General features: G+C 64.8%; 19 protein-coding genes. 6 read left to right on the top strand and 13 right to left on the bottom strand.

Features of this window, described 5'->3' with window-relative positions; all coding sequences use genetic code 11:
- Window positions 1–69: 69 nt before the first annotated feature.
- On the top strand, window positions 70–969 hold the full coding sequence (locus QDT69_RS18050; protein WP_279707813.1) for a LysR family transcriptional regulator: 900 nt from the start codon (window positions 70–72) through the stop codon (window positions 967–969).
- 79 nt (window positions 970–1,048) lie between these two features.
- Here the strand turns inward: QDT69_RS18050 and QDT69_RS18045 are convergent, their stop codons facing one another.
- Window positions 1,049–2,641, bottom strand: coding sequence for a DHA2 family efflux MFS transporter permease subunit (locus QDT69_RS18045; protein ID WP_279707812.1), 1,593 nt, complete (start codon window positions 2,639–2,641; stop codon window positions 1,049–1,051).
- A gap of 15 nt (window positions 2,642–2,656) precedes the next feature.
- The gene (locus tag QDT69_RS18040; protein WP_279707811.1) at window positions 2,657–3,913 is read right to left on the bottom strand and encodes an HlyD family secretion protein; all 1,257 of its coding nucleotides are present in this window, start codon (window positions 3,911–3,913) and stop codon (window positions 2,657–2,659) included.
- 204 nt (window positions 3,914–4,117) lie between these two features.
- On the opposite strand from QDT69_RS18040, the gene QDT69_RS18035 reads away from it, so the two are divergent.
- Both QDT69_RS18035 and QDT69_RS18030 read left to right on the top strand, forming a co-directional pair.
- Entirely contained in the window at window positions 4,118–4,843 is a 726-nt protein-coding gene (locus QDT69_RS18035; RefSeq protein ID WP_279707810.1) for a TetR/AcrR family transcriptional regulator, read from the top strand.
- A 162-nt stretch (window positions 4,844–5,005) separates the two neighbouring features.
- Window positions 5,006–5,836, top strand: a complete 831-nt coding sequence (locus tag QDT69_RS18030; RefSeq protein ID WP_347952046.1) for an outer membrane beta-barrel protein — start codon at window positions 5,006–5,008, stop codon at window positions 5,834–5,836.
- A gap of 96 nt (window positions 5,837–5,932) precedes the next feature.
- On the opposite strand, the gene QDT69_RS18025 is transcribed toward QDT69_RS18030, so the two are convergent.
- From QDT69_RS18025 to QDT69_RS17985, 9 genes are all read right to left on the bottom strand, one after another.
- Complete coding sequence (locus tag QDT69_RS18025) at window positions 5,933–6,535, bottom strand: dihydrofolate reductase family protein (protein WP_279707808.1); 603 nt, start codon at window positions 6,533–6,535, stop codon at window positions 5,933–5,935.
- On the bottom strand, window positions 6,522–6,647 hold the full coding sequence (locus QDT69_RS18020; RefSeq protein ID WP_279707807.1) for a hypothetical protein: 126 nt from the start codon (window positions 6,645–6,647) through the stop codon (window positions 6,522–6,524). The genes QDT69_RS18025 and QDT69_RS18020 overlap by 14 nt, the downstream gene beginning before the upstream one ends.
- A gap of 141 nt (window positions 6,648–6,788) precedes the next feature.
- Window positions 6,789–7,970: a chromate efflux transporter gene (chrA, locus tag QDT69_RS18015; protein ID WP_279707806.1), complete on the bottom strand. Its 1,182-nt coding sequence runs from the start codon at window positions 7,968–7,970 to the stop codon at window positions 6,789–6,791.
- 90 nt (window positions 7,971–8,060) lie between these two features.
- Window positions 8,061–8,657 (bottom strand): Fe-Mn family superoxide dismutase, encoded by a 597-nt coding sequence (locus QDT69_RS18010; protein ID WP_279707904.1) that lies wholly within the window; start codon window positions 8,655–8,657, stop codon window positions 8,061–8,063.
- Window positions 8,658–8,872: 215 nt separating this feature from the next.
- Window positions 8,873–9,469: a c-type cytochrome gene (locus QDT69_RS18005; protein WP_279707903.1), complete on the bottom strand. Its 597-nt coding sequence runs from the start codon at window positions 9,467–9,469 to the stop codon at window positions 8,873–8,875.
- A gap of 38 nt (window positions 9,470–9,507) precedes the next feature.
- Window positions 9,508–10,452: a DUF1259 domain-containing protein gene (locus tag QDT69_RS18000; RefSeq protein ID WP_279707805.1), complete on the bottom strand. Its 945-nt coding sequence runs from the start codon at window positions 10,450–10,452 to the stop codon at window positions 9,508–9,510.
- Window positions 10,453–10,497: 45 nt separating this feature from the next.
- Complete coding sequence (locus QDT69_RS17995; protein ID WP_279707804.1) at window positions 10,498–10,830, bottom strand: hypothetical protein; 333 nt, start codon at window positions 10,828–10,830, stop codon at window positions 10,498–10,500.
- A 48-nt stretch (window positions 10,831–10,878) separates the two neighbouring features.
- On the bottom strand, window positions 10,879–11,112 hold the full coding sequence (locus QDT69_RS17990; RefSeq protein ID WP_279707917.1) for a hypothetical protein: 234 nt from the start codon (window positions 11,110–11,112) through the stop codon (window positions 10,879–10,881).
- A gap of 84 nt (window positions 11,113–11,196) precedes the next feature.
- Window positions 11,197–12,015, bottom strand: a complete 819-nt coding sequence (locus QDT69_RS17985) for a sulfurtransferase/chromate resistance protein (protein ID WP_279707803.1) — start codon at window positions 12,013–12,015, stop codon at window positions 11,197–11,199.
- 253 nt (window positions 12,016–12,268) lie between these two features.
- Here QDT69_RS17985 and QDT69_RS17980 point away from each other — a divergent pair, with 253 nt between their 5' ends.
- The 3 genes from QDT69_RS17980 (at window position 12,269) to QDT69_RS17970 (ending at window position 14,865) form a co-directional block, all read left to right on the top strand.
- Complete coding sequence (locus QDT69_RS17980) at window positions 12,269–12,547, top strand: metal/formaldehyde-sensitive transcriptional repressor (protein ID WP_050422196.1); 279 nt, start codon at window positions 12,269–12,271, stop codon at window positions 12,545–12,547.
- 22 nt (window positions 12,548–12,569) lie between these two features.
- Window positions 12,570–13,655 (top strand): nickel/cobalt efflux transporter, encoded by a 1,086-nt coding sequence (locus QDT69_RS17975; RefSeq protein WP_279707802.1) that lies wholly within the window; start codon window positions 12,570–12,572, stop codon window positions 13,653–13,655.
- 121 nt (window positions 13,656–13,776) lie between these two features.
- Window positions 13,777–14,865 carry a Cj0069 family protein gene (locus tag QDT69_RS17970; protein ID WP_279707801.1) on the top strand — a complete coding sequence of 363 codons (1,089 nt, stop codon included), beginning with the start codon at window positions 13,777–13,779 and terminating at the stop codon, window positions 14,863–14,865.
- A gap of 360 nt (window positions 14,866–15,225) precedes the next feature.
- Here the strand turns inward: QDT69_RS17970 and maiA are convergent, their stop codons facing one another.
- Together maiA and metH are read right to left on the bottom strand one after the other, a co-directional pair.
- Window positions 15,226–15,903 carry a maleylacetoacetate isomerase gene (gene maiA / locus QDT69_RS17965; RefSeq protein WP_347952045.1) on the bottom strand — a complete coding sequence of 226 codons (678 nt, stop codon included), beginning with the start codon at window positions 15,901–15,903 and terminating at the stop codon, window positions 15,226–15,228.
- Between the two features lie 144 nt (window positions 15,904–16,047).
- Window positions 16,048–19,902, bottom strand: coding sequence for a methionine synthase (gene metH / locus QDT69_RS17960; protein WP_279707800.1), 3,855 nt, complete (start codon window positions 19,900–19,902; stop codon window positions 16,048–16,050).
- Window position 19,903: the final 1 nt, after the last annotated feature.

Here is a 19,903-nt window from a genome sequence, read left to right as displayed (position 1 = left end):
GGGCTTCGGCCCGGTATTATTCAAATGAATTGTCTTTATCCGTCAATTCATATCATGCATGATGGCGGCATGCGGCTGCGCAATCTCGACCTCAATCTCCTGCTGGTGTTCGACGCCGTCATGCGCGAACGCAGCGTGGTGCGCGCGGCCGCCGCGCTTGGCATCAGTCAGCCCGCCGTGAGCCATGCGCTGAACCGGCTGCGTCACGCCCTGAAAGACCAGCTATTCGTCCGCACGCCGTCCGGCATGCTGCCGACGCCGCGGGCGGAAGCGCTCGCGCTGCCGGTCCGCAAGGCGCTCAACGAACTGCAACTGGCGGTCGAGGGGGATCGCTTCGATCCGGCGCAGGCGGATCGGCGCTTCGCCATTGCCGTCAACAATTATGCTGCGGTGGTCGCGGCCGGCGCGATCATCGCGGCGGTGCGCGCGCAGGCGCCCAGGGTGCGGCTGACACTGGTGCCGAGCGGGACCTTGAATCTCGCCGACCGGCTCGATCGCGGCGAACTCGACGTTGCGATCTCCGCCGGCGCGCTGGAGGGCGAGCGCTTCGCGGCCCGCCGGTTGATCGAGGATCGCTTCGTCGCGGTGCTGCGGGCCGGTCATCCGGCCCTGCGCAAGAAGCTGACCGGTGAAACTCTGGTCGAGTTGCCACACCTTGCGATCACCTCCAGCGGCGAGAATCTGGATTTCATCGATGCCTGGCTGCGGGCGCGCAAGGCCGAGCGCATCATTGCGGCCGATGTGCCGTATCTGTCCGCCGGCGCGGTCCTGGTGCAATCGAACATGGTCGCGATCCTCGGGCGCAAGCTCGCGCTCGAATTCCGCCGCGCCTATCCGATCGAGATGCGGGAGCTGCCGTTCGATGCATCGAGGCTGCAGAGCGTCATGAGCTGGCACCGCCGCTTCGACGATCTGCCGGCGCACCGCTGGCTGAGGGACACGATCGTTGCCGCCACGAGCGGCATCTGACGTCTATCGAAACGATCCAAAAGCGATACGCCCGCGCCGATCTCTGGCGCGGGCGTATCGCAGTTGACCTCTGCGTTCGTCAGTGCCCGACAGGCGCGGGACCGCCGAGCTTGACCTTGCGCAAGGTCAGCGCCAGCGGGATCGCCGAGAGCGCGATCAGCATCAGCACCCAGAACGCATCCATGTAGGACAGGAACGAAGCCTGGATCTGCACCTGCTGGCCGATCCACTGGATTGCCTGTTGGTGCGCCTGCGCCAGCGCATTGCCCTGGGCGACGAAGTAGTCGGTGACCTGGTGCAGGGTGTCCTGATATTGCGGGCTTGACGGCGTGACCTGCTCGACCAGCCGGCTCTGGTGGAACTGCTGGCGATGCGTCAGCACGTTGGAGACGATCGAAACGCCGATCGAGCCGCCGGTGTTGCGCGCCGCATTGATCAGTGCGGAGGCCTGGTCGGTCTTCGCGGCGGGAATGCCGTCATAGGACGCCGTCATGATCGGAATGAAGATCAGCGGCAGGCCGATGCCGATCAGCATGCGCGAGCGCGCCATGAACCAGAAGCCGAGATCGCCGTACACGTTGGTCATGCTGTACATCGAGGCCGCGATGACAAGCGCGCCGGCGATGATCAGATATTTCGGCTGCACTTTGGCGGCGAGCCGGCCGACCACGAACATCATCAGCATGGTGACCACGCCGCCGGGCGACAGCACGAGGCCGGCCCAGGTCGCGGTGTAGCCGAAATCCTGCTGCACCAGCTGCGGCAGGAACTGGGTGGTCGCGAGCAGGATGGCGCCGGTCGCCAGCATCACCAGGAAGCAGGCGCCGAACTGCCGGGTCGCGACCATGCGCAGGTCGATCATCGGGTTGCGGCGGCTCATCTCCCACGGGATCATCAGCACGAATGCGATAGCGCAGATCGCCGCTGACGTGATGATGAAGGGCGAGGCGAACCAGTCGTCCTCGAGGCCGCGGTCGAGCATTACCTCGAGCGCGCCGAGGAAGGTCGCCACAAGCGCGAAGCCGATGAAGTCGAAGGTGTTGTCCTGCGGCTGCGTGTCATTGGCCTTGGCGGGCTCCTGCAGCACCGCGGCGATCAGCGCGATCGCGAACACGCCGACTGGCGCGTTGATCAGGAAGCACCAGTGCCAGGACAGATTGTCGGACAGCCAGCCGCCGAGCGTCGGGCCGACCACCGGCGCGACCACCACGGCGATGCCGAACACCGCAAATGCCTGCCCGCGCTTGGCCGGCGGGAATGCGTCGGCGAGGATCGACTGCGCCACCGGCACCATGCCGCCGCCGCCGAGACCTTGCAGGATGCGGAACAGCAGCAGTGCGTTGAGGTTCGGCGCGAAGCCGCACAGCACCGAGCTGACGGTGAAGATGCCGAGGCAGATCAGGAAGAAGGTCTTGCGCCCCAGCATTTTGGCGAGAAAGCTGGAGGCGGTCAGGATGATGGCGTTGGACACCAGGTAGGTCGTGACCACCCAAGAGGCCTCGTCCTCGCTCACGCCCATGCCGCCGGCGATGTAGGGCAGTGCGACGTTGGCGATGGTGGTGTCGAGCACCTCCATGAAGCTCGCGAGCGCCACCACGATGGCGATCAGCCAGGGATTGACGGTGACGCGCGGAGCAGGGAGGCTTTGGGCATCGATTGCTGCTGCACTCATGACAGCCTCCGGGGATCAGAGCTTGCCAAGCCGCTCGAGCAGCGAGGACGCGGCATTGATCCGCACCGTCGGCACGACCGACATGCCGGGGCCGAGCGCGACGTCGGTCGGCGGGTTGTCCATCACGATCTTGACCGGCACGCGCTGCACGATCTTGACGTAGTTGCCGGTGGCGTTCTGCGCCGGCAGCAGCGAGAACGCGGTGCCGGAGCCGGGCTGCACGCTTTCGACATGTCCGTTGATGGTGCGGCCGGGATAGGCGTCGATCTTCAGCGTCACCTTCTCGCCCGGACGCATCTGGTCGAGCTGGATCTCCTTGAAATTCGCGGTGACCCAGGTTTGGTCCGGCACGAACATCGTGAGGTTGGTGCCGGGCTGCGCGAACTGGCCGACCGCGGCGGACAGGTTGACGACGCGGCCCGGCTGCGCGGCGGTGACCGTCGTGTAGGACAGGTTGAGCTTGGCCTGGTCGCGCTGCGCCTCGGCCTGGGCGACGTTGGCGACCGCGCTCTTGCGCTGCGCCTTCAGCGATTCCACCTGGCGCTGCGCGAGGTTCAGCGTCGCCTGCGCGCTCAGGAGCGACGCCTGCTGCTGATGCAGTTGCGAGGTGTACTGCTCGGAATTCTGCACCGTGCCGTAGCCGGTCTGCTCGAGATGCTGGTAGCGCGTCGCCTGCTGCTGCGCGAAGGTCAGCGCCGCCTGCGCCTGGTCGACCTGGGCCTGGTTAGCCGCGATCTGCGCCTGCTGCACGTCGAGCTGCGCATCGACATTCTCGATGCTGGCCCGCGCCGCCGCGACCTGCGCTTCGGCCTGCGCCAGCGCGACGCGATAGTCGCGGTCATCGAGCCGCGCGATCACGTCGCCGGCCGCGACATGCTGGTTGTCGGTGACCGGGACGGAGGTGATGTAGCCGGAGACCTTGGGCGCCAGCGCCGACTGCCGCGCCGCGATGAAGGCATCGTCGGTGGATTCGAAATGCCCCGTGTAGTCCCAATAGAGATAGCCGCCGCCGAGCGTGGCGGCGAGCAGCACCGCGCCGATCGCGGAGACCACCGGACGGCGGCGCAGGAAGCTGCGGTTCTGCGGCGTGGCCTCCGGCAGGATCGTTGCCGGCGGGGCAGGCTCCTTGCTCACCGGACGCTCCTCGGCCGGGGCCCGCGTGGTGATCTCCGGTCGCTCGTCGGATGTGGTGGGCTCATGAGAGATCGAGGGCGCGCCCTCGATACCCTGGTGCCCCTCTCGGGCGCGCTCCAAAACAGTGTCTTCGAACATGATGGCTGCTCCTGCTGTCCGGCGAGGTCTGCAAGGCCTTCGCAAAAGGGAACGGCGCCGTTCCATTCTGTGCGGCAATTAGTCCCGGTTGCGCGGCTCGTCAATAGGAACGGAACTGTACCGTTCTATTTACAACTAGATGTGATAAGGCTATATTGCTTGGGATTGCCGGCCTGACCGGCTCACGGAACCCGGGTCGAGGCGATGACCACCAGCACCCTGAAGACGCCAAGGGCGCCCAGGACCAGACCTGCGGCCAGCCCGGTCGAGGTGCGCGCCGGCCGGCCGCCGAAGGAATTGGCCGGCGAGGTCGATGCGCGCATCCTCGATGCCGCGCGCAGGGTGTTTCTGCAGCGCGGGTTCGAAGGCGCGAGCATCGACGAGATTGCGGACGCCGCGCGCTCCGGCAAGCGCACGATCTATGCGCGCTTCCGCGACAAGCGGGCGCTGTTCACCGAGGTGGTGACGCGGGACATCCTGTCGCGCATCGCCGAGTTCAAGGCCGACCCGCCGGTCGGCGCGACCATCGAGGAGCGCCTCACCAGCGTCGCATCCACCTTGCTGCACTGGGGCTTCGATGCCGACCGGATCGGCCTGATGCGGCTCGCGATCGCGGAGGCGCACCGCTTCCCGGACCTCGCCGCCACGGTCAACCGCCGGGCGCGTGCACTCAGCACCGAGCTCGGGATTCACCTGCTGCGCGAGCTGACGCAATCCGACGAGCTCGGCAAGCTGCCGGCCTTCGCGCCGGAGCATCTGCCGACCACGGCGCGGCTGTTCCTCGACATCATCGCCGTGCCGATGCTGCTCCGTGCGCTGTTCGAGGTGGACCTGAAGGCGCTCGACCCCGAGATCGATGAACACGTCGCGCGCGGCGTCGCGTTCTTCGTCGCGGCGTGCAGAACCGAATACCGGTTCGGGACCGATTGATCCGGTCGATCCGGGACAAATCCGCTCGTCGGGTTGCGAGCACGGGGCGTTGCAACGTCGCCACAGAGTACGCAAAAGATTCAAATTCGAATGAGACAAGCTGTCGCAAGTCGCCCGTCCGTGCCACAACCTTAAGTAAGGCGGTTTCGCCGAGTGCAAGGAATGGGAATGGGAATGCGTGGTTTTGCAATTGTCGGGGCTGGCCTGATTTCATTTTTGGGGTTTGCAAGCGCGGCATCCGCCGCTGACCTATCGGAGCGCAACTGGACCAAGGCTCCGCCTTTGGTGGCTCCTGCGTTCAACTGGTCCGGCTTCTACGCCGGCGTGAATGTCGGCGGCGGCTGGTACGATGGCGGGAATGTCGCGACGAGCAGCAATGTCGCTTCGATCGTGCCCCCGGCTAACATCACCCGTGTTCCTGTTTCGAACAGCAACCAGGCGGGTGTTACTGCTGGTGGATTGGTTGGATACAATTATCAGGTCGATAGGGTCGTGCTCGGCGCGGAAGCCGATCTCAACTATGTCGATCTGAAGTCCACCCGGAATGGCAGCACCATCGCGGCTCTCCCGGGCGGCGTGACGGGAAGCTTCAATATTCAGAACACCAGCAAGGTCGATTGGTTCGGCACCGTGCGGGGCCGTATCGGCTTTGTGCCGACCGAGCGCCTGCTGATCTACGGGACGGGCGGTCTCGCCTACGGCGAGGTGAAGACCAACATCGCCAATTCGTCAGCGTTTTCCACGGGCCTGTCGCGGCTTTGGCTTGGCGACAATACCGACGTCCGCGTCGGTTGGACCGCCGGCGCCGGCGCCGAATATGCCTTCACCAACAACTGGACGCTGCGCGGCGAATATCTCTACGTCGATCTCGGCGCAAGCGGCACCACGGCGACGTTCCAGGGCACCGATCCGCTGCAGAGCCAGATCCGCTACAACGCCAGCCGCGAGAGCAGGTTCAGCGTTGCCCGCGCCGCGTTGAGTTACAAGTTCTGACACCCGACTGAGCGAAGTGACGTCCCGTCATGCCCGGCATCAAGCCGCGCATGACGGACGTGGTTCGCCCGCGCTTTGCGTCTCCGCGGGGCGCGTTCAGCCCGGCGCGCGCTCCACCGCGTGGCGGAGCCAGACCATGCCGCCTTCCAGCGCCTCGCAATGCGTCAGGCGCAGTGACTGCCCGGCGCCGGGACGGTCGCCGTCAGGGCCGTGGTAATCGACGATGCTTTGCGATCCCGCAACGCCATCGACCGCCGGAAAGATCAAGGTGCTGAATTCGTCGATCAGCCCTTGCTTCAGGAATGCGCCGTTGATGCCGCCGCCGCCTTCGAGCAGCAGCGTCCTAGCGCCGAACAGCGAGGCCAGCTGCGTCATCGCGCCCGGCAGATCGTCACCCTTGGGGCCGGCAAAGATGTAGGACGCGCCGTCCTCGCGCAACTCGGCGAGATGGCTGTCGGAGACCTGTTCGCCGAGCACCGCAACGGCATGATCGCCGCCGACATTGTCCTTGCCGAAATGCACACGGCCCGACGGATCGATGCCGATAGCAAGCTTGCGGCCGTCGCGGTTGGAAAGATGCGGCTCGCGCGGCAGCCTCAGTGGGTTGGCGATGTGCCGCTCCGTTCCCTTGGCCATCTCGTTCATGGTGACGCGGCCGATGATCCACCCATCGGCATTGAAGCCGTCATGGATCCTCATAGTGGGAGCGCAGCACCTCGGCCGGGATGCCCGCGGCGGCCTTGGTGAAGCGGCTGGGGTGAAGCCGGCCGTCGATCGACGTGCCCATGTGGCAGATGATGTGGGGTCGCATGAGATGAACTCTTCGATGAATGCGGGATAGCGCCGCAGCGGCGGGTAGGGCACCTCCTCATGTAGAGAGCCGCAGCCGACTTCTCAACGCGCGTGAGCCCTGACCAGGATGGTGGGAGGAGCGGCGAGTTGGGGTGGTCGGCTAATGGACCATCACCCAGCCCGGTTGCAGCCATGGATACGCAATCAGGCCGACCACGGCGGTCGCCGCGATGAGCAGCGGATTGCTGACCTTCCAGCGGAACAGCACCGCCAGCGACACGATTCCGATCAGCGCGGTGAGCCAGTCGCCGATGGCAATCTTGCCGAGCAGGATGCAAGCGCCGAGGATGGTTCCGATCGCGGCGGCATAGGCGCCTTTCACGAAGCCCTGGACGTTGGCGTTTCCGCGATGCCGCGCGAGCAGGGGAGCAACGATCAGCACCAGCAGGAACGACGGCAGGAAGATGCCGATCGTGGAGACCACCGAGCCCCAAAATCCCGCCACGAGGTAGCCGACGAAAGTTGCGGTGATCACTACCGGGCCCGGACTGATCATGCCGATCGCGACCGCGATGAGAAACTGTCGCTCATCGAGCCAGTTGTATTGCTGCACGAGTCCTTGCTCGAGGAACGGCACGATCACGAGGCCGCTCCCGAATGTCAGCGAGCCGGCCTTGAGGAAGAACAGCAGCAGCTTGGTGAGCGTAGACCCGCTTGCGACCGGCGCGATCGGACCGGCGACAGCCGGCACGATGGCAATTCCCGGCAGCGTCGCCGGCGAACGTTTGAACAGATTGCCGTAATAAAGAATGCCTACGATGCCCGCGCCGATGAACAGCAGCGCGACCTCGGCCTGGAGGATGACCGTGACGGCCAAGCAGACCGCCGCGATCGCCCATTGCAGCCAGTCTTCCATGCCGAGCTTGGCAAGCCGGTAACAGGAGTGAAGGATGAGCGCGATCACGGCGGGACTGACGCCGTAGAAGACCGCGGTAACCGGCTGGAGATCGCCAAGATAGACGTAGAGGGCGCCGAGCGAAGCCACGATGACGAAGTTGGGCAGGATGAAGCACCATCCGCCGACCCAGGCGCCCCAGAAGCCACCGCGAAGCCAGGACACGTAGATGCCGACCTGGATCGCCAGTGGCCCCGGAAGCGATTGGCAGATGGCAATCGATTCCTTCATCTCCTGCTTGGTCAGCCATTTCTTGCCGTCGACCAGTTCCCGCTCCATTTGCCCGACAAGCGCGACCGGGCCGCCGAAGCCGAGAAAGCCGAGGCGCAGGAAATAACGTGCCAGTTCTGCCAAACGGCTGCGCTGCGAATCTGTTGGCGGGATCACGGGAAAGCTCCCTGCAGAGAATTTTGCGCATCGCTGCGGATCAGCAATGGCTTTCGGACGATCGCCTCATTCTTGCTCACAGAACTCTCCTCACATCTCCTTTGAGTATTGTTCATACAGCCGGGCCGCGTTGTCCCAGCGGATGGCTTCCATGTAGATGTCGACATAGCGGGCCGCGGCCGCGCCGAAGTCCATGTGATAGGCGTGCTCATACATATCGAGCACCAGGACCGGACGGCCGCCGGCGAGCGTCGTCGTGTGATCGGCCGCCCATTGATTGACGAGTCGCTTGTCGCGGGGCGAATAGGAGAGGATCACCCAACCCGACCCGCCGCCTTCGGCCTTGCCCATGGCCGAGAATTCCGCGCGCCAGCGCTCCATGCTGCCGAAGTCTCGTGCAATCGCCTCGGCGAGCGCACCGCCAGGCTTGCCGGCGCCGCCGAGCCCGTCGAAATAGACCTCATGCAGGATCATCGAGTTTGACGCGATCAACTCTTCGCGCTTCAGGCCGTTGATCACAAAGTTCGGCGCCTTGGCGAAGTCGAGTTCGGCGAGTTGCGTGCCGATGGCGTTCAGCCGCTTCACCGCGCCGACGTAATTGTTCTCGTAGTGGCTGACGAGGATCTTTTCCGAGATGCCGGTGATTGACTTCGGGTCGAACGGCATCGGCTTGGCCTGATAGGACATCGCCCTGGCTCCTGTCTGTGGGTTTGCTTCGGCAGCGGCCTGGTTAGCGCCGAGCACGGCTGCTGAAGCTGTGGCGGCGCCAACCGCTGCGATGAAATGTCGGCGCTCGGTGTTGATGGTCATTGGTTCCTCCAAGTGTTGAACGATGTCTCGTTATCGCACTCGCGGCTTGCATGTTCGTGACACGGATCGTCACGGCGCCTCGCGCGGCTGGATCAAAGTCGCGAAAGGTAGTGAGCAAGGGCTGCGATGTCGTCGTCGCTGAGGGGATAGGCGACCTCTGCCATCGCCGCCACGCCGCCTCCGCTCCGGACACCCGCCTTGTAGTCGTGGAGCGCCTTGATGATGTATTCCTCGCGCTGGCCCGCGATACGCGCCGCAGCCTTGTTTCCCGCATAGTTATCGCCGTGACAGGACGCGCATCGTCCCGCAGCTGCGGCCTGCTGGCCGGCCTTGACCAACTCCGGGTGATCGTCCGGCGCCTTTACGCTCGAGGCGTCGGCGGGCTTCAGCGAGGCAAAGTATGCTCCGAGATCGCGGACATCCTCATTGTTGAGCTGCCCCGCGATCGGCTCCATCGCCTCGTTCTTCCGCGCGCCACTGCGGAAGAAGATCAACTGCCATTGCAGGAAGAGGTCGGGTTGCGAGGCAAGCGATGGGACGTTCTCGGTTGCCGAAATGCCGTTCTCGCCGTGGCAGGCTACGCACATCTCCGCTTTGGCTTTTCCGTTGTCTGCGCCTGCAGTCGCCGGGCCAATTGCGGTGGCGGCGGCCGCGCAGGCTGCGAGAATTGATAGCGGTGCATGGTTCATGCTCATCATATGCGATCATCCGGTATGCAGTTCGCAGCTCAGCTCTTGGTGGTCGCCGTCTTGTCGAGCGCCGCACGCAAGCCTTTGGCGAGTTTGATGGCGTCATCATTGGCCCAGAAATGCATGAAGAACAGGCGCGGCTGCTCGTCCAGCATGTGGCTGTGCAGCGCGGTCACGTCGATGCCGTGAGTTCGTAGAGCCATGATCACCGGGTTCACCTCGTCATTGGTCAGCACGAAGTCGCCGGTGATGGCCGCCTTGCCTCCGCCGGTGGGCTGGAAGTTGATGCCGATGGCGACGCCCATCGGGCCGACCGGGCTCAATGTCATGCCTTCCTCGGTGATCGGATCGCGCCGTGGCACGTTGAACTGATAGACTCCACCATTGGCCTGGCCCTTGACGCCGATGATCTGGTCGAGCTGGGCCATGTCGAGATCGATTGCCGGCGGCGGCGCTGCAGGCGCGGCCGTCTTGAGCGGCGTCTTGCTTTCCGCAAGGGCGTCGCGGATCGCAGTGGCGATCTTGACCGGATCGCCGTGGCCGGCGACGTGCATGTAGAAAGTGGCCGGGCTCGCGCCGAGCAGGTGATTGTGCACGGCCGTGATCTCCAGGCCGTTCGCGATCATCTTCATCATGACAGGGTTGATCTCGGATTCGAGCAGCACCAGGTCGCCCATCGCCATCACGCCGTCATGCATCGGCTTGAAGGCGACCCAGCCGCCGAGCGCCAGCGCCGGTTTGATGGTGACGCCATCCAGCGCCACCGTGAGATCGGTCCGCGGAAAGCCGTAGCGATGCACATCGCCGGTAACCGCGGGCTTTCTGCCCAGCGTGTCATCGACCTTCTGCCAGTCGATCGTCTGGGCATGGGCCGACGAGACGAATGGCTCGGCGAACACCTGCCAGTCGATCTTCTGCGCGCTTCCGCTCGTGGCGAAGCAGCAGGCACCAATGCCGATCAGCGCCGAAATCGTGTGTCGCATTGGATTCCTCCCTTGAACCTGGATTTGATGCTTCAGATCGCGGCTCTATTCCTTCGAGAGCCCGACGATGGTGCGGAACCCGGAGATGGTCTGCACCGAGATTTCGACGGGATCGCCGAAGCGGACGGCGTTGAAGATCAAGCCGTCCTGAACCTTGAATGGCTCGGTCCTGCCCGCCGACAGGCGTACCATCAGTGTGTCGTTGCGCTCATCGACGCTGTCGACCACGCCGCGCAGCGTCTCGCTTGCCGGCGAAGGAACAATTGCCGCCTGCAAGGTGACAGCGGTTTGCTGCTCCTCACTGACGCCGCCCGGTGCCGCGAGGATCGTGCCCGACCACAGGACGGTCAGGCACAGGACTACACTTGTTCTCATCATGATTATCACTCCATCGCATTGGTTTGACGGCTTGCGCGGTACAGGGCCTCAGTCCTGCTCCCTGACCTGGCCGCTGCTGTCGATCACGAGCCTCACAGGCTTGCCGTTCTTCATCGCCTTCGCCGTGATGCCTTCGGCCGTCGACTTGACGTCGCTAATGCTCGCGTAGCCGACGGCCTGGAGTTTCGCGACAAGCTCGTCCTGCGTCAGTGCGCGAGCGGGCATCGCGGCACCCGCGATCGCGAAGGCAACAATCAGGTGAAGGAGTTTCTGCTTCGGCATGGCTGTCCTCCTGGTTGTGTTGTCCTGCCCCAGGTGGTCCAGAGGCGCGATTTCCGCGCGCCTCTGCATTGGCCGGAAAGCCGGTTACGGCTTCACCTTGCTGGTCGGCCAGTTGTGCGTCTCTTTGGTCGCGTCGCGGCACCAGCGATAGAAGGCGTCGTAGAGCAAGAGGCCGGCGCTCAACTGTTCGAGGTCGTCGTCGAACATGCGCGACAGGCCGAGCGAGGCCGCGAGTAATCCGGGCGCCTCGGGCGACAGATCGAGCCGCGCGGTATCCGCCGCCCGCACCATCGTCGCCAGCCGCTTGAGCGCCGGCGTCGAGAGGCCGAATTCCTGGATCATCACATCGAATGTGCAAAGCTCTCCGCGATGGCTCCAGAACACGTTCTCGATGTCGAACGGCGTCGCGTCGAAGCGTTCGGCGACGGCCTCGACTTCCGCTGAGGTCACGAACAGGAACACGGCCGCGGGATCGACGAAGCGGCGGATCAGCCACGGACAGGCGATGCGGTCGATCTTCGGCCGCGATCGCGTCACCCAGACGGTGCGGCCGCGGCCGTCGCGTTTCGGAATTTTGTCCGCGGGCACAGTGGGAAGCTCTGCCTCCCGCCACGCGAGGTGGCCGCCCTCGAGAACTTCCGCCGCGATGTTGCCGCACCGCAGCCAGGCGGCGGTGCCTTCGCTGAGCTTCTGTCCCGTTTGACAGATCACGACCACGGACTGACCGCTGAGGCCGGAAGCCCAGTCCTGGACGTCGAGATGCGAAAGCCTGATGGCGCCCGGGATCAGGCGCGGATCGGCGGTGAAGTCTTCATCGATGCGAACGTCGACGAGCGTCGGCGCCTTGGCGGTACCGATGAGACGAGACAATTTTTCGGATGAGATTGATGTGTATGATGACATGGTGCGCCCTTGGTGACAGGACGCGATTCTTGGGCATGTCGCCTCGCGGGGAGATCGCACATCCCCGTGCCGTCAATAGAAGACCAATACGCGTTGCTGTCAACCACACAGCCCGATCGGCGGATCACCAAGAATTCAGCAATTATGACAGGAACAATCACAGCGTTGAGTTCGGCCTGTGACATTGCGGATTCCGCTGAGATGAGCCGACAGCGCTATTGACCAATATAGGGTACCCCCCTATATTATGATCATGTCGCACACCATCAAGCACAAGTCCAAGCTTGTCGGCCGGGTCCGCCGCATCAAGGGTCAGTTGGAGGCCGTCGAGCGGGCCCTGGAATCCGAGATCGGCTGTGCCGACGTGCTGATGCTGGTGGCCTCGGTTCGCGGCGCTATCAACGGTCTCACCGCTGAATTGCTCGAGGATCACATCCGCCATCACGTCGTGGATCCCTCGCGGGAAAAGGATCCCGAGAAGGCCCAGGGCGCCGCCGATCTGATCGACGTCGTTCGTACCTATTTGAAGTAACGCCCGTGCTGAAGCGAAGCCTATGACCGATTTGTCTCAGTTGCTGCAGCAGAGCAGCGCGCATGCATGGCTGTTCATCCCCAGTGCGATCCTGCTCGGCTCACTGCACGGTCTCGAGCCCGGCCACTCCAAGACGATGATGGCGGCCTTCATCGTCGCGATCCGCGGCACGGTGGTGCAGGCGGTGCTGCTCGGCCTATCGGCGACAATCTCGCACACCGCGATCGTCTGGATCGTCGCGCTGGCGGGCCTGCATTTCGGCCAGCAATGGTCCGGCGAACGCAGCGAAGCCTATCTGCAACTGGCCTCGGCGGTCATCATCATCGCGATCGCGGCGTGGATGGCCTGGCGCACCTGGCGCGAGCAGACCTCCGAGCACGATCATCACCATGATCACGATCATGATCACCATCATCACGACGAAACGCGCCAATTGACCCTGGCCGGGCAGCCGCTGTCGCTCGAAGTCTTCGAGGATGGCGTGCCGCCGCGCTGGCGGTTGCGGAGCGAGGCCGGGGCGCTGCCGGCGGCCGGCGAGGTCGATGTCGTGACGATCCGCCCCGACGGCAGCGAGCAACATTTTCGTTTCGCCGAGCAGAACGGCTATCTGGAAAGCATCGATGAAATTCCGGAGCCGCATGAATTCAAGGCACGCGTGTCGGTTCGGGCAGACTTCGCGGAAGTTCTGTTCGAAGAGCACGACCATGCGCATATGAACCTCGGCGAGACGGACGACGAGCATGCGCGTGCGCACGCGGCCGACATCCGCAAGCGCTTTGCCGGACGCACAGTCACGACGTGGCAGATCATCCTGTTCGGTTTGACCGGTGGGCTCATCCCGTGCCCGGCGGCGATCACCGTGCTGCTGCTCTGCCTTCAGCTCAAGCAGTTCAGCCTCGGCTTCGTGCTGGTGCTCTGCTTCGGCATCGGGCTTGCCATCACCATGGTCTCCGCGGGGGTCGCTGCCGCGCTCAGCCTTCGCCATATCGAGCGGCACTGGGGCGGCTTCAGCCGATTCGCGCAGCGCGCGCCTTACGTGTCGGCCGCGCTGATCGTGCTGGTCGGCCTCTATACCGGCTGGCTGGGGCTGCACGGGATCATGGCGTGATCCCACGTCGATCTTGAAACCTGCGCGAAGTCGTCTAGAGTCGCTGCCACGGGGACAGGCAGACTCCCCGTGAGACTTCGGTCCAAGCTCTGCGCGACATCAACCGTCGTGGAGCTTTGATATGGACACCGAACCACACACATTTCTTCGTTCCGAAAATCGCCGTTCCAGGATCGCGATCCTGTGGCGTGGCGATGCCGCGTCGCGCCGCGAGGCGACGCCGCAGAACAGCCGTTTCGTTCGCGTCTTCGAAGCGCTCGATGCCGCCGGCATCGAGGCCCTGCCCGTCGTCTATGACGAGACGTTCGCCGATCTCGTCCGCGACCAGCTGCTGACCATGGACGGCGTCCTGGTCTGGGTCGATCCGATCCACCAGGGCAAGACGCGGGCGGCGCTCGATCCGCTGCTGCGCGAGGTCGCGGCGAGACGTCCATGGGTCAGCGCCCATCCTGACGTCATCCTGAAGATGGGCGTCAAGGAGGTGCTCCATCGCACGCGTCACCTCAGCTGGGGCGCCGACACGCATCGATACGCCACGGCCGATGCTTTCCGCGCCGAATTCCCGCCGCGGCTTCGCGCGGCCGGTCCGCGCGTCCTCAAGCAGAACCGCGGCAATGGCGGGCAGGGCGTCTGGAAGGTGGAAGCCTTGCCGAATGCGACGGTGCGCGTGCTGCACGCGCTGCGCGGCAGCCAGCCTGAGAAGATGCCGCTGGAGGCCTTCATGGCGCGCTGCGAGCCGTATTTCGGCTGGGGCGGCTGTATCATCGATCAGCCATTCCAGCCGCGCCTGCCCGAGGGCATGATCCGTTGCTATGTCAGCGGCTCGAAGGTCGCAGGGTTCGGACACCAGCTGGTCAAGGCCTTGATCCCACCGCCTCCGGAAGGCCCGGATTCACCGCAAGCCCAGCCCGGCCCGCGCATCATGCACGGCCCCGATGCGCGGCGATTCCAGGCGCTGCGACGCTTGATGGAGGACGAATGGATTCCGCAGCTGATGGAGACGCTGGTGATCGACGAAGCGTCGCTGCCGGTGATCTGGGATGCGGACCTCCTCTACGGCCCGCGCGATGCTGACGGTGCCGACACCTACGTGCTCTGTGAGATCAACGCGAGCTCGTGCTTTGCGATCCCCGACGAGGCGCCGGCCGCGATCGCGCGGACGGTCCGGGATCGCATTGCTCGGAACGCGGAGAGCGGTGCCGGTGGATAAAGCAAAGCTCCGACGATTCGTGTCGCGAGAACGCAAAGCTGCGCCTCCATCCGCGCTGTCATCGCCCGGCTCGACCGGGCGATCCAGTACGCCGCGGCCTCTCGGCTCAAGCACTGCTGCCTCTGGAATACTGGATCGCCCGCATGCGCGGGTGGTGACAGCGCGTGTTTGACATCGTGAATCGAGAACCATCCACCGCGTCGCCCTGGCGAAAGCCAGGACCCATTACCCCGAATATTGGTTGTTGCGCGACGCTGGGGCCACGATCCCGTTCACAACCGAACCCTGTGGTTATGGGTCCCGGCTTTCGCCGGGACGACCCTTAGAGGGGACCGCGCGCGACAGCGGCGCGTCGTGCGCCTACTTCGCCCGCATCGCCTCCGGCGTATCCGGCTGCGCCGAGGGATGCGCCTTGGCGAATGCCGGCAGTGCCATCGCGGTCTCGTGGATGCGCTTCACGGTCGGCCAGGGCGACAGGCTGATCTGCTGATTGATCGCCGCGGTGACGTGGCCGACCAGGCAGATGTCGGCGATGGTCGGCGTATCGCCGTGGCAGAACTGGCCGGTCGCCTTGTGGCCGGCGAGGTGGCCCTCGAGTGCCGCCAGCGTCTCGACCGTCCAGTGCCGCCGCCAGGCGCTCTGCTGGCTGTCGCGCAAATCGAGCTCGCGGTCGAGATAGCGGCGTACCCGCGGCGTCAGCAATGGATGGCCCTCGCAGGCGACCATCAGCGCCAGCCCGCGCACCCGGGCGCGCCCGAGCGCATCCGATGGCAGCAGCGGCGGGCTCGGAAAAGTCTCGTCGATATAGTCGATGATCGCGAGCGACTGGAACAGCACGGTGCCGTCGTCCGTCACCAGCGCCGGCAGCGCCATCTGCGGATTGATCTTGCGAAAGGCATCCGCGCGATGCGCATCGGCATCGAGATCAACGAACACAACATCGGCCGGCACGCCCTTGAGGTTGAGCGCGATCCGCACCCGAAAGCTTGCCAGCGATCGCCAGAAGGAGAAGAACTGCATGGTGAGGCCACTCCGCATTTCTTCCCCTCTCCCCTTGTGGGAGAGGGTGGACGCGATGCAGAGCATCGCGGACGGGTGAGGGGTCTGTCTCCGCGGATAGAGACACCTCATCCGTCGCGGACTTCGTCCGCGACACCTTCTCCCACAAGGGGGAAGAAAGGCCTAGCCCGCGCCCACCTTCTTCTTCCGCCAGGCGAGGTGCACCGCGCAGGTGCAGCCCTGCGGATGCGAGGCCAGTTCCTCGTCGTTGGCGGGTGTTGCGGCGGGCGCGATCGCCTGGCCCTTGGCGCCGTCCTGTGACGGGATGTAGTTCAACACCGGCGCCAGCCAGCGTTCGACCTCGGCGACCGTCATCGCCTTGCGCGCGGCATAGTCCTCGACCTGGTCGCGCTCGATCTTGCCGACGCCGAAATAGAAGCTTTCGGGATGCGAGAAGTACAGGCCCGAGACCGACGAGCCCGGCCACATCGCAAAGCTCTCGGTCAGCTTCACGCCGGCGGTGTTCTCTGCGTCGAGCAGCGCGAAAAGCGTCCGCTTCTCTGTGTGGTCGGGTTGCGCCGGATAGCCGGGCGCCGGGCGGATGCCGTCGTATTTCTCGAGGATCAATTCGTCCGCCGACCACGCCTCATCAGGTGCATAGGCCCAGAACTCCTTGCGCACGCGCTGGTGCATGCGCTCGGCAAAGGCCTCGGCGAGACGATCGGCCAGCGCCTTGCACAGGATCGAGGAGTAGTCGTCATTGGCGTTCTTGAAGCGGTCAGCGACCGCATCCTCGCCGATCCCCGCCGTGACGACGAAGCCGCCGATATAGTCGGGCACGCCGGTCTCCTTCGGTGCCACGAAGTCGGACAGCGCGGCGTTGAAGCGGCCCTCGCGCTTCTCCAGCTGCTGGCGCAGCGTGTGGAAGGTCGCGATCTTCTTGGCGCGGCTCTCGTCGGCATAGACCTCGATGTCGTCGCCGACAGCGTTCGCCGGCCAGAAGCCGACGGTGGCGCGAGCCGTGAACCACTTCTCCTTGATGATTGTGTCCAGCATCTTGCGCGCGTCGGCATAGAGCGAGCGCGCGACTTCGCCGACCTTGGGGTCGTCGAGCATCGCCGGGAAGCGCCCCGTCAGCTCCCAGGTCTGGAAGAACGGCGTCCAGTCGATGTAGTCGGCGAGCTCGGCGAGATCGTAGGCGTCGAAGCTCTTCAGCCCGAAGAAAGCCGGCTTCTTCGGCGGCACTGCCGCGAAGTCGATCGCGACCTTGTTGGCGCGGGCCTCAGCGAGCTTCAGCCGCTTCTTGTCGGCCTGGGCGCGGAAATGCGCGGTCGAGATTTTCGCGTATTCGGCGCGCACCTCGGCGGCATAGGCCTGCTTCTTCTCGACCGACAGCAGCGAGGAGGCGACGCCGACCGCGCGGCTCGCGTCGTTGACATGCACGACCGGGCCGCCCGGATAGTTCGGGTCGATCTTCACGGCAGTATGCACGCGGCTCGTGGTGGCGCCGCCGATCAAGAGCGGCACGTTCATGCCCTGCCGCTCCAGTTCGCCGGCGAGGAAGCTCATCTCGTCGAGCGAGGGCGTGATCAGGCCGGACAGGCCGATGATGTCGGCGCCCTCGGCCTTCGCGGTCTCGATGATCTTGTTGGCGGGTACCATGACGCCGAGGTCGATGACCTCGAAATTGTTGCACTGGAGCACGATGCCGACGATGTTCTTGCCGATGTCATGGACATCGCCCTTCACCGTCGCGAGCACGATCTTGCCCGCGGCGTTGCGGCCGCCGGTGATGCCGTTGGCGAGGTTGCGCGCCTTCTCCTCCTCCATGAACGGCATCAGATAGGCGACCGCCTGCTTCATCACGCGCGCCGACTTCACGACCTGCGGCAGGAACATCTTGCCGTCACCGAACAAATCGCCGACCACGTTCATGCCGGCCATCAGCGGGCCTTCGATGACGTCGAGGGGGCGGGAGGCGTTCTGGCGCGCGGCTTCGGTGTCCTGCTCGATGAACTCGGTGATGCCGTGCACCAGCGCATGGGACAGCCGCTTCTCGACCGGCCATTCGCGCCAGGCGAGATCGGCTTCCTTGGTCTGCTTCTCCTTGCCGCGGAATTTCTCGGCGAGCGCTAGCAGCCGCTCCGACGCGCCCGGGTCGCGGTTGAGGATGACGTCCTCGCAGGTTTGGCGCAGCTCGGGGTCGATGTCGTCATAGACGATCATCTGGCCGGCATTGACGATACCCATGTCCATGCCGGCATGGATGGCGTGATACAGGAACACCGAGTGCATCGCCTCGCGCACCGGCTCGTTGCCGCGGAACGAGAACGACAAATTGGAGACGCCGCCGGAGATGTGGGCGCCCGGCAGGTTCCGCCGGATCCAGCGCGTCGCCTCGATAAAGTCGACGCCGTAATTGTTGTGCTCCTCGAGGCCGGTCGCGATCGCGAAGATGTTCGGATCGAAGATGATGTCCTCGGGCGGGAAGTCGAGCCTGTTGACCAGGATGTCGTAGGCGCGCTTGCAGATCTCGGTCTTGCGCGCGAACGTGTCGGCCTGGCCGGTTTCGTCGAACGCCATCACCACCACGGCGGCGCCGTGGCGCTTGGCGACGGTCGCCTCGTGCAGGAATTTCTCCTCGCCTTCCTTCATCGAGATCGAGTTCACGATCGGCTTGCCCTGGATGCACTTCAGGCCGGCTTCGATGACGTGGAATTTCGAGGAGTCGACCATGACAGGCACGCGCGCGATGTCAGGCTCGGCGGCGACGAGGTTGAGGAACGTCACCATCGCATTCTCGGAATCGAGCAGGCCCTCGTCCATGTTGACGTCGATGACCTGGGCGCCGTTCTCGACCTGGTCGCGCGCGACCTGGAGTGCTGCGGTGTAGTCGCCAGCGGTGATCAGCTTGCGGAAGCGGGCGGAGCCGGTGACGTTGGTGCGCTCGCCGACGTTCACGAACGGGATCGCGTCGGTCAGCGTGAACGGCTCGAGGCCGGACAGCCTGAGCCGCGGTTCGATCTCGGGCACCACGCGCGGCTTGTGCGGAGCGACGGCCTCGGCGATCGCGGCGATATGGTCGGGCGTGGTGCCGCAGCAGCCGCCGACGATGTTGACGAGGCCGGCGGCGGCGAACTCGCCGATCAGCCGCGCCATGTAGTCCGGCGTCTCGTCATATTGGCCGAATTCGTTGGGCAGGCCGGCGTTCGGATATGCGCAGACCAGCGTGTCGGCGACGCGGCCGATATCGGCGATGTGCGCGCGCAGATCTTCGGCGCCAAGCGCGCAGTTGAAGCCGATCGTGATCGGCTTGGCGTGCCGCACCGAATGCCAGAACGCCTCCGGCAATTGGCCGGAGAGCAGGCGGCCGGACTTGTCGGTGATGGTGCCGGAGATCATCACCGGCACGTCGATGCCGCGCTCCTCGATGATCTCGGAGATCGCATACAGCGCCGCCTTGGCGTTCAGCGTGTCGAAGATGGTCTCGACCAGCAACAGGTCGGCGCCGCCGTCGAGCAGGCCCTTGGCTTGTTCGCCATAGGCCTTGCGCAGATCGTCGAAAGTCACCGCGCGATAGCCGGGATTGGAGACGTCGGGCGAGATCGAGGCGGTGCGGTTGGTCGGGCCGAGCGCGCCGGCGACGAAGCGCTCCTTGCCGTCCTCGGCCGATACGCGCTCGGCGGCGGCGCGCGCCAGCCGGGCGCCTTGCAGGTTCATCTCATAGGCGAGGTCCGACATGTCGTAGTCGGCCTGCGCGATCGAGGTCGAGGAGAAGGTGTTGGTCGCGACGATGTCGGCGCCGGCGCGCAGATACGCGGCGTGGATGTCGGTGATCGCTTCGGGCTGGGTCAGGATCAGGAGATCGTTGTTGCCCTTGATGTCGCGGTGGAAGTCCGCAAAGCGCGCGCCGCGGAAGGCGGCTTCGTCGAACTGCAGGCCCTGGATCATCGTGCCCATGGCGCCGTCGAGCACCAGGATGCGCTCGCGGGCAGCGGCGAGCAAAGCGTTACGCTTGGGAGAAACGGGAACGGACATG

Source organism: Bradyrhizobium sp. CER78 (genome assembly GCF_029846235.1).
Classification (GTDB): Bacteria; Pseudomonadota; Alphaproteobacteria; order Rhizobiales; family Xanthobacteraceae; genus Bradyrhizobium.
The sequence above is the reverse complement of the archived record's forward strand: the minus strand, read 5'-3'. Positions and strand labels throughout refer to the sequence as shown.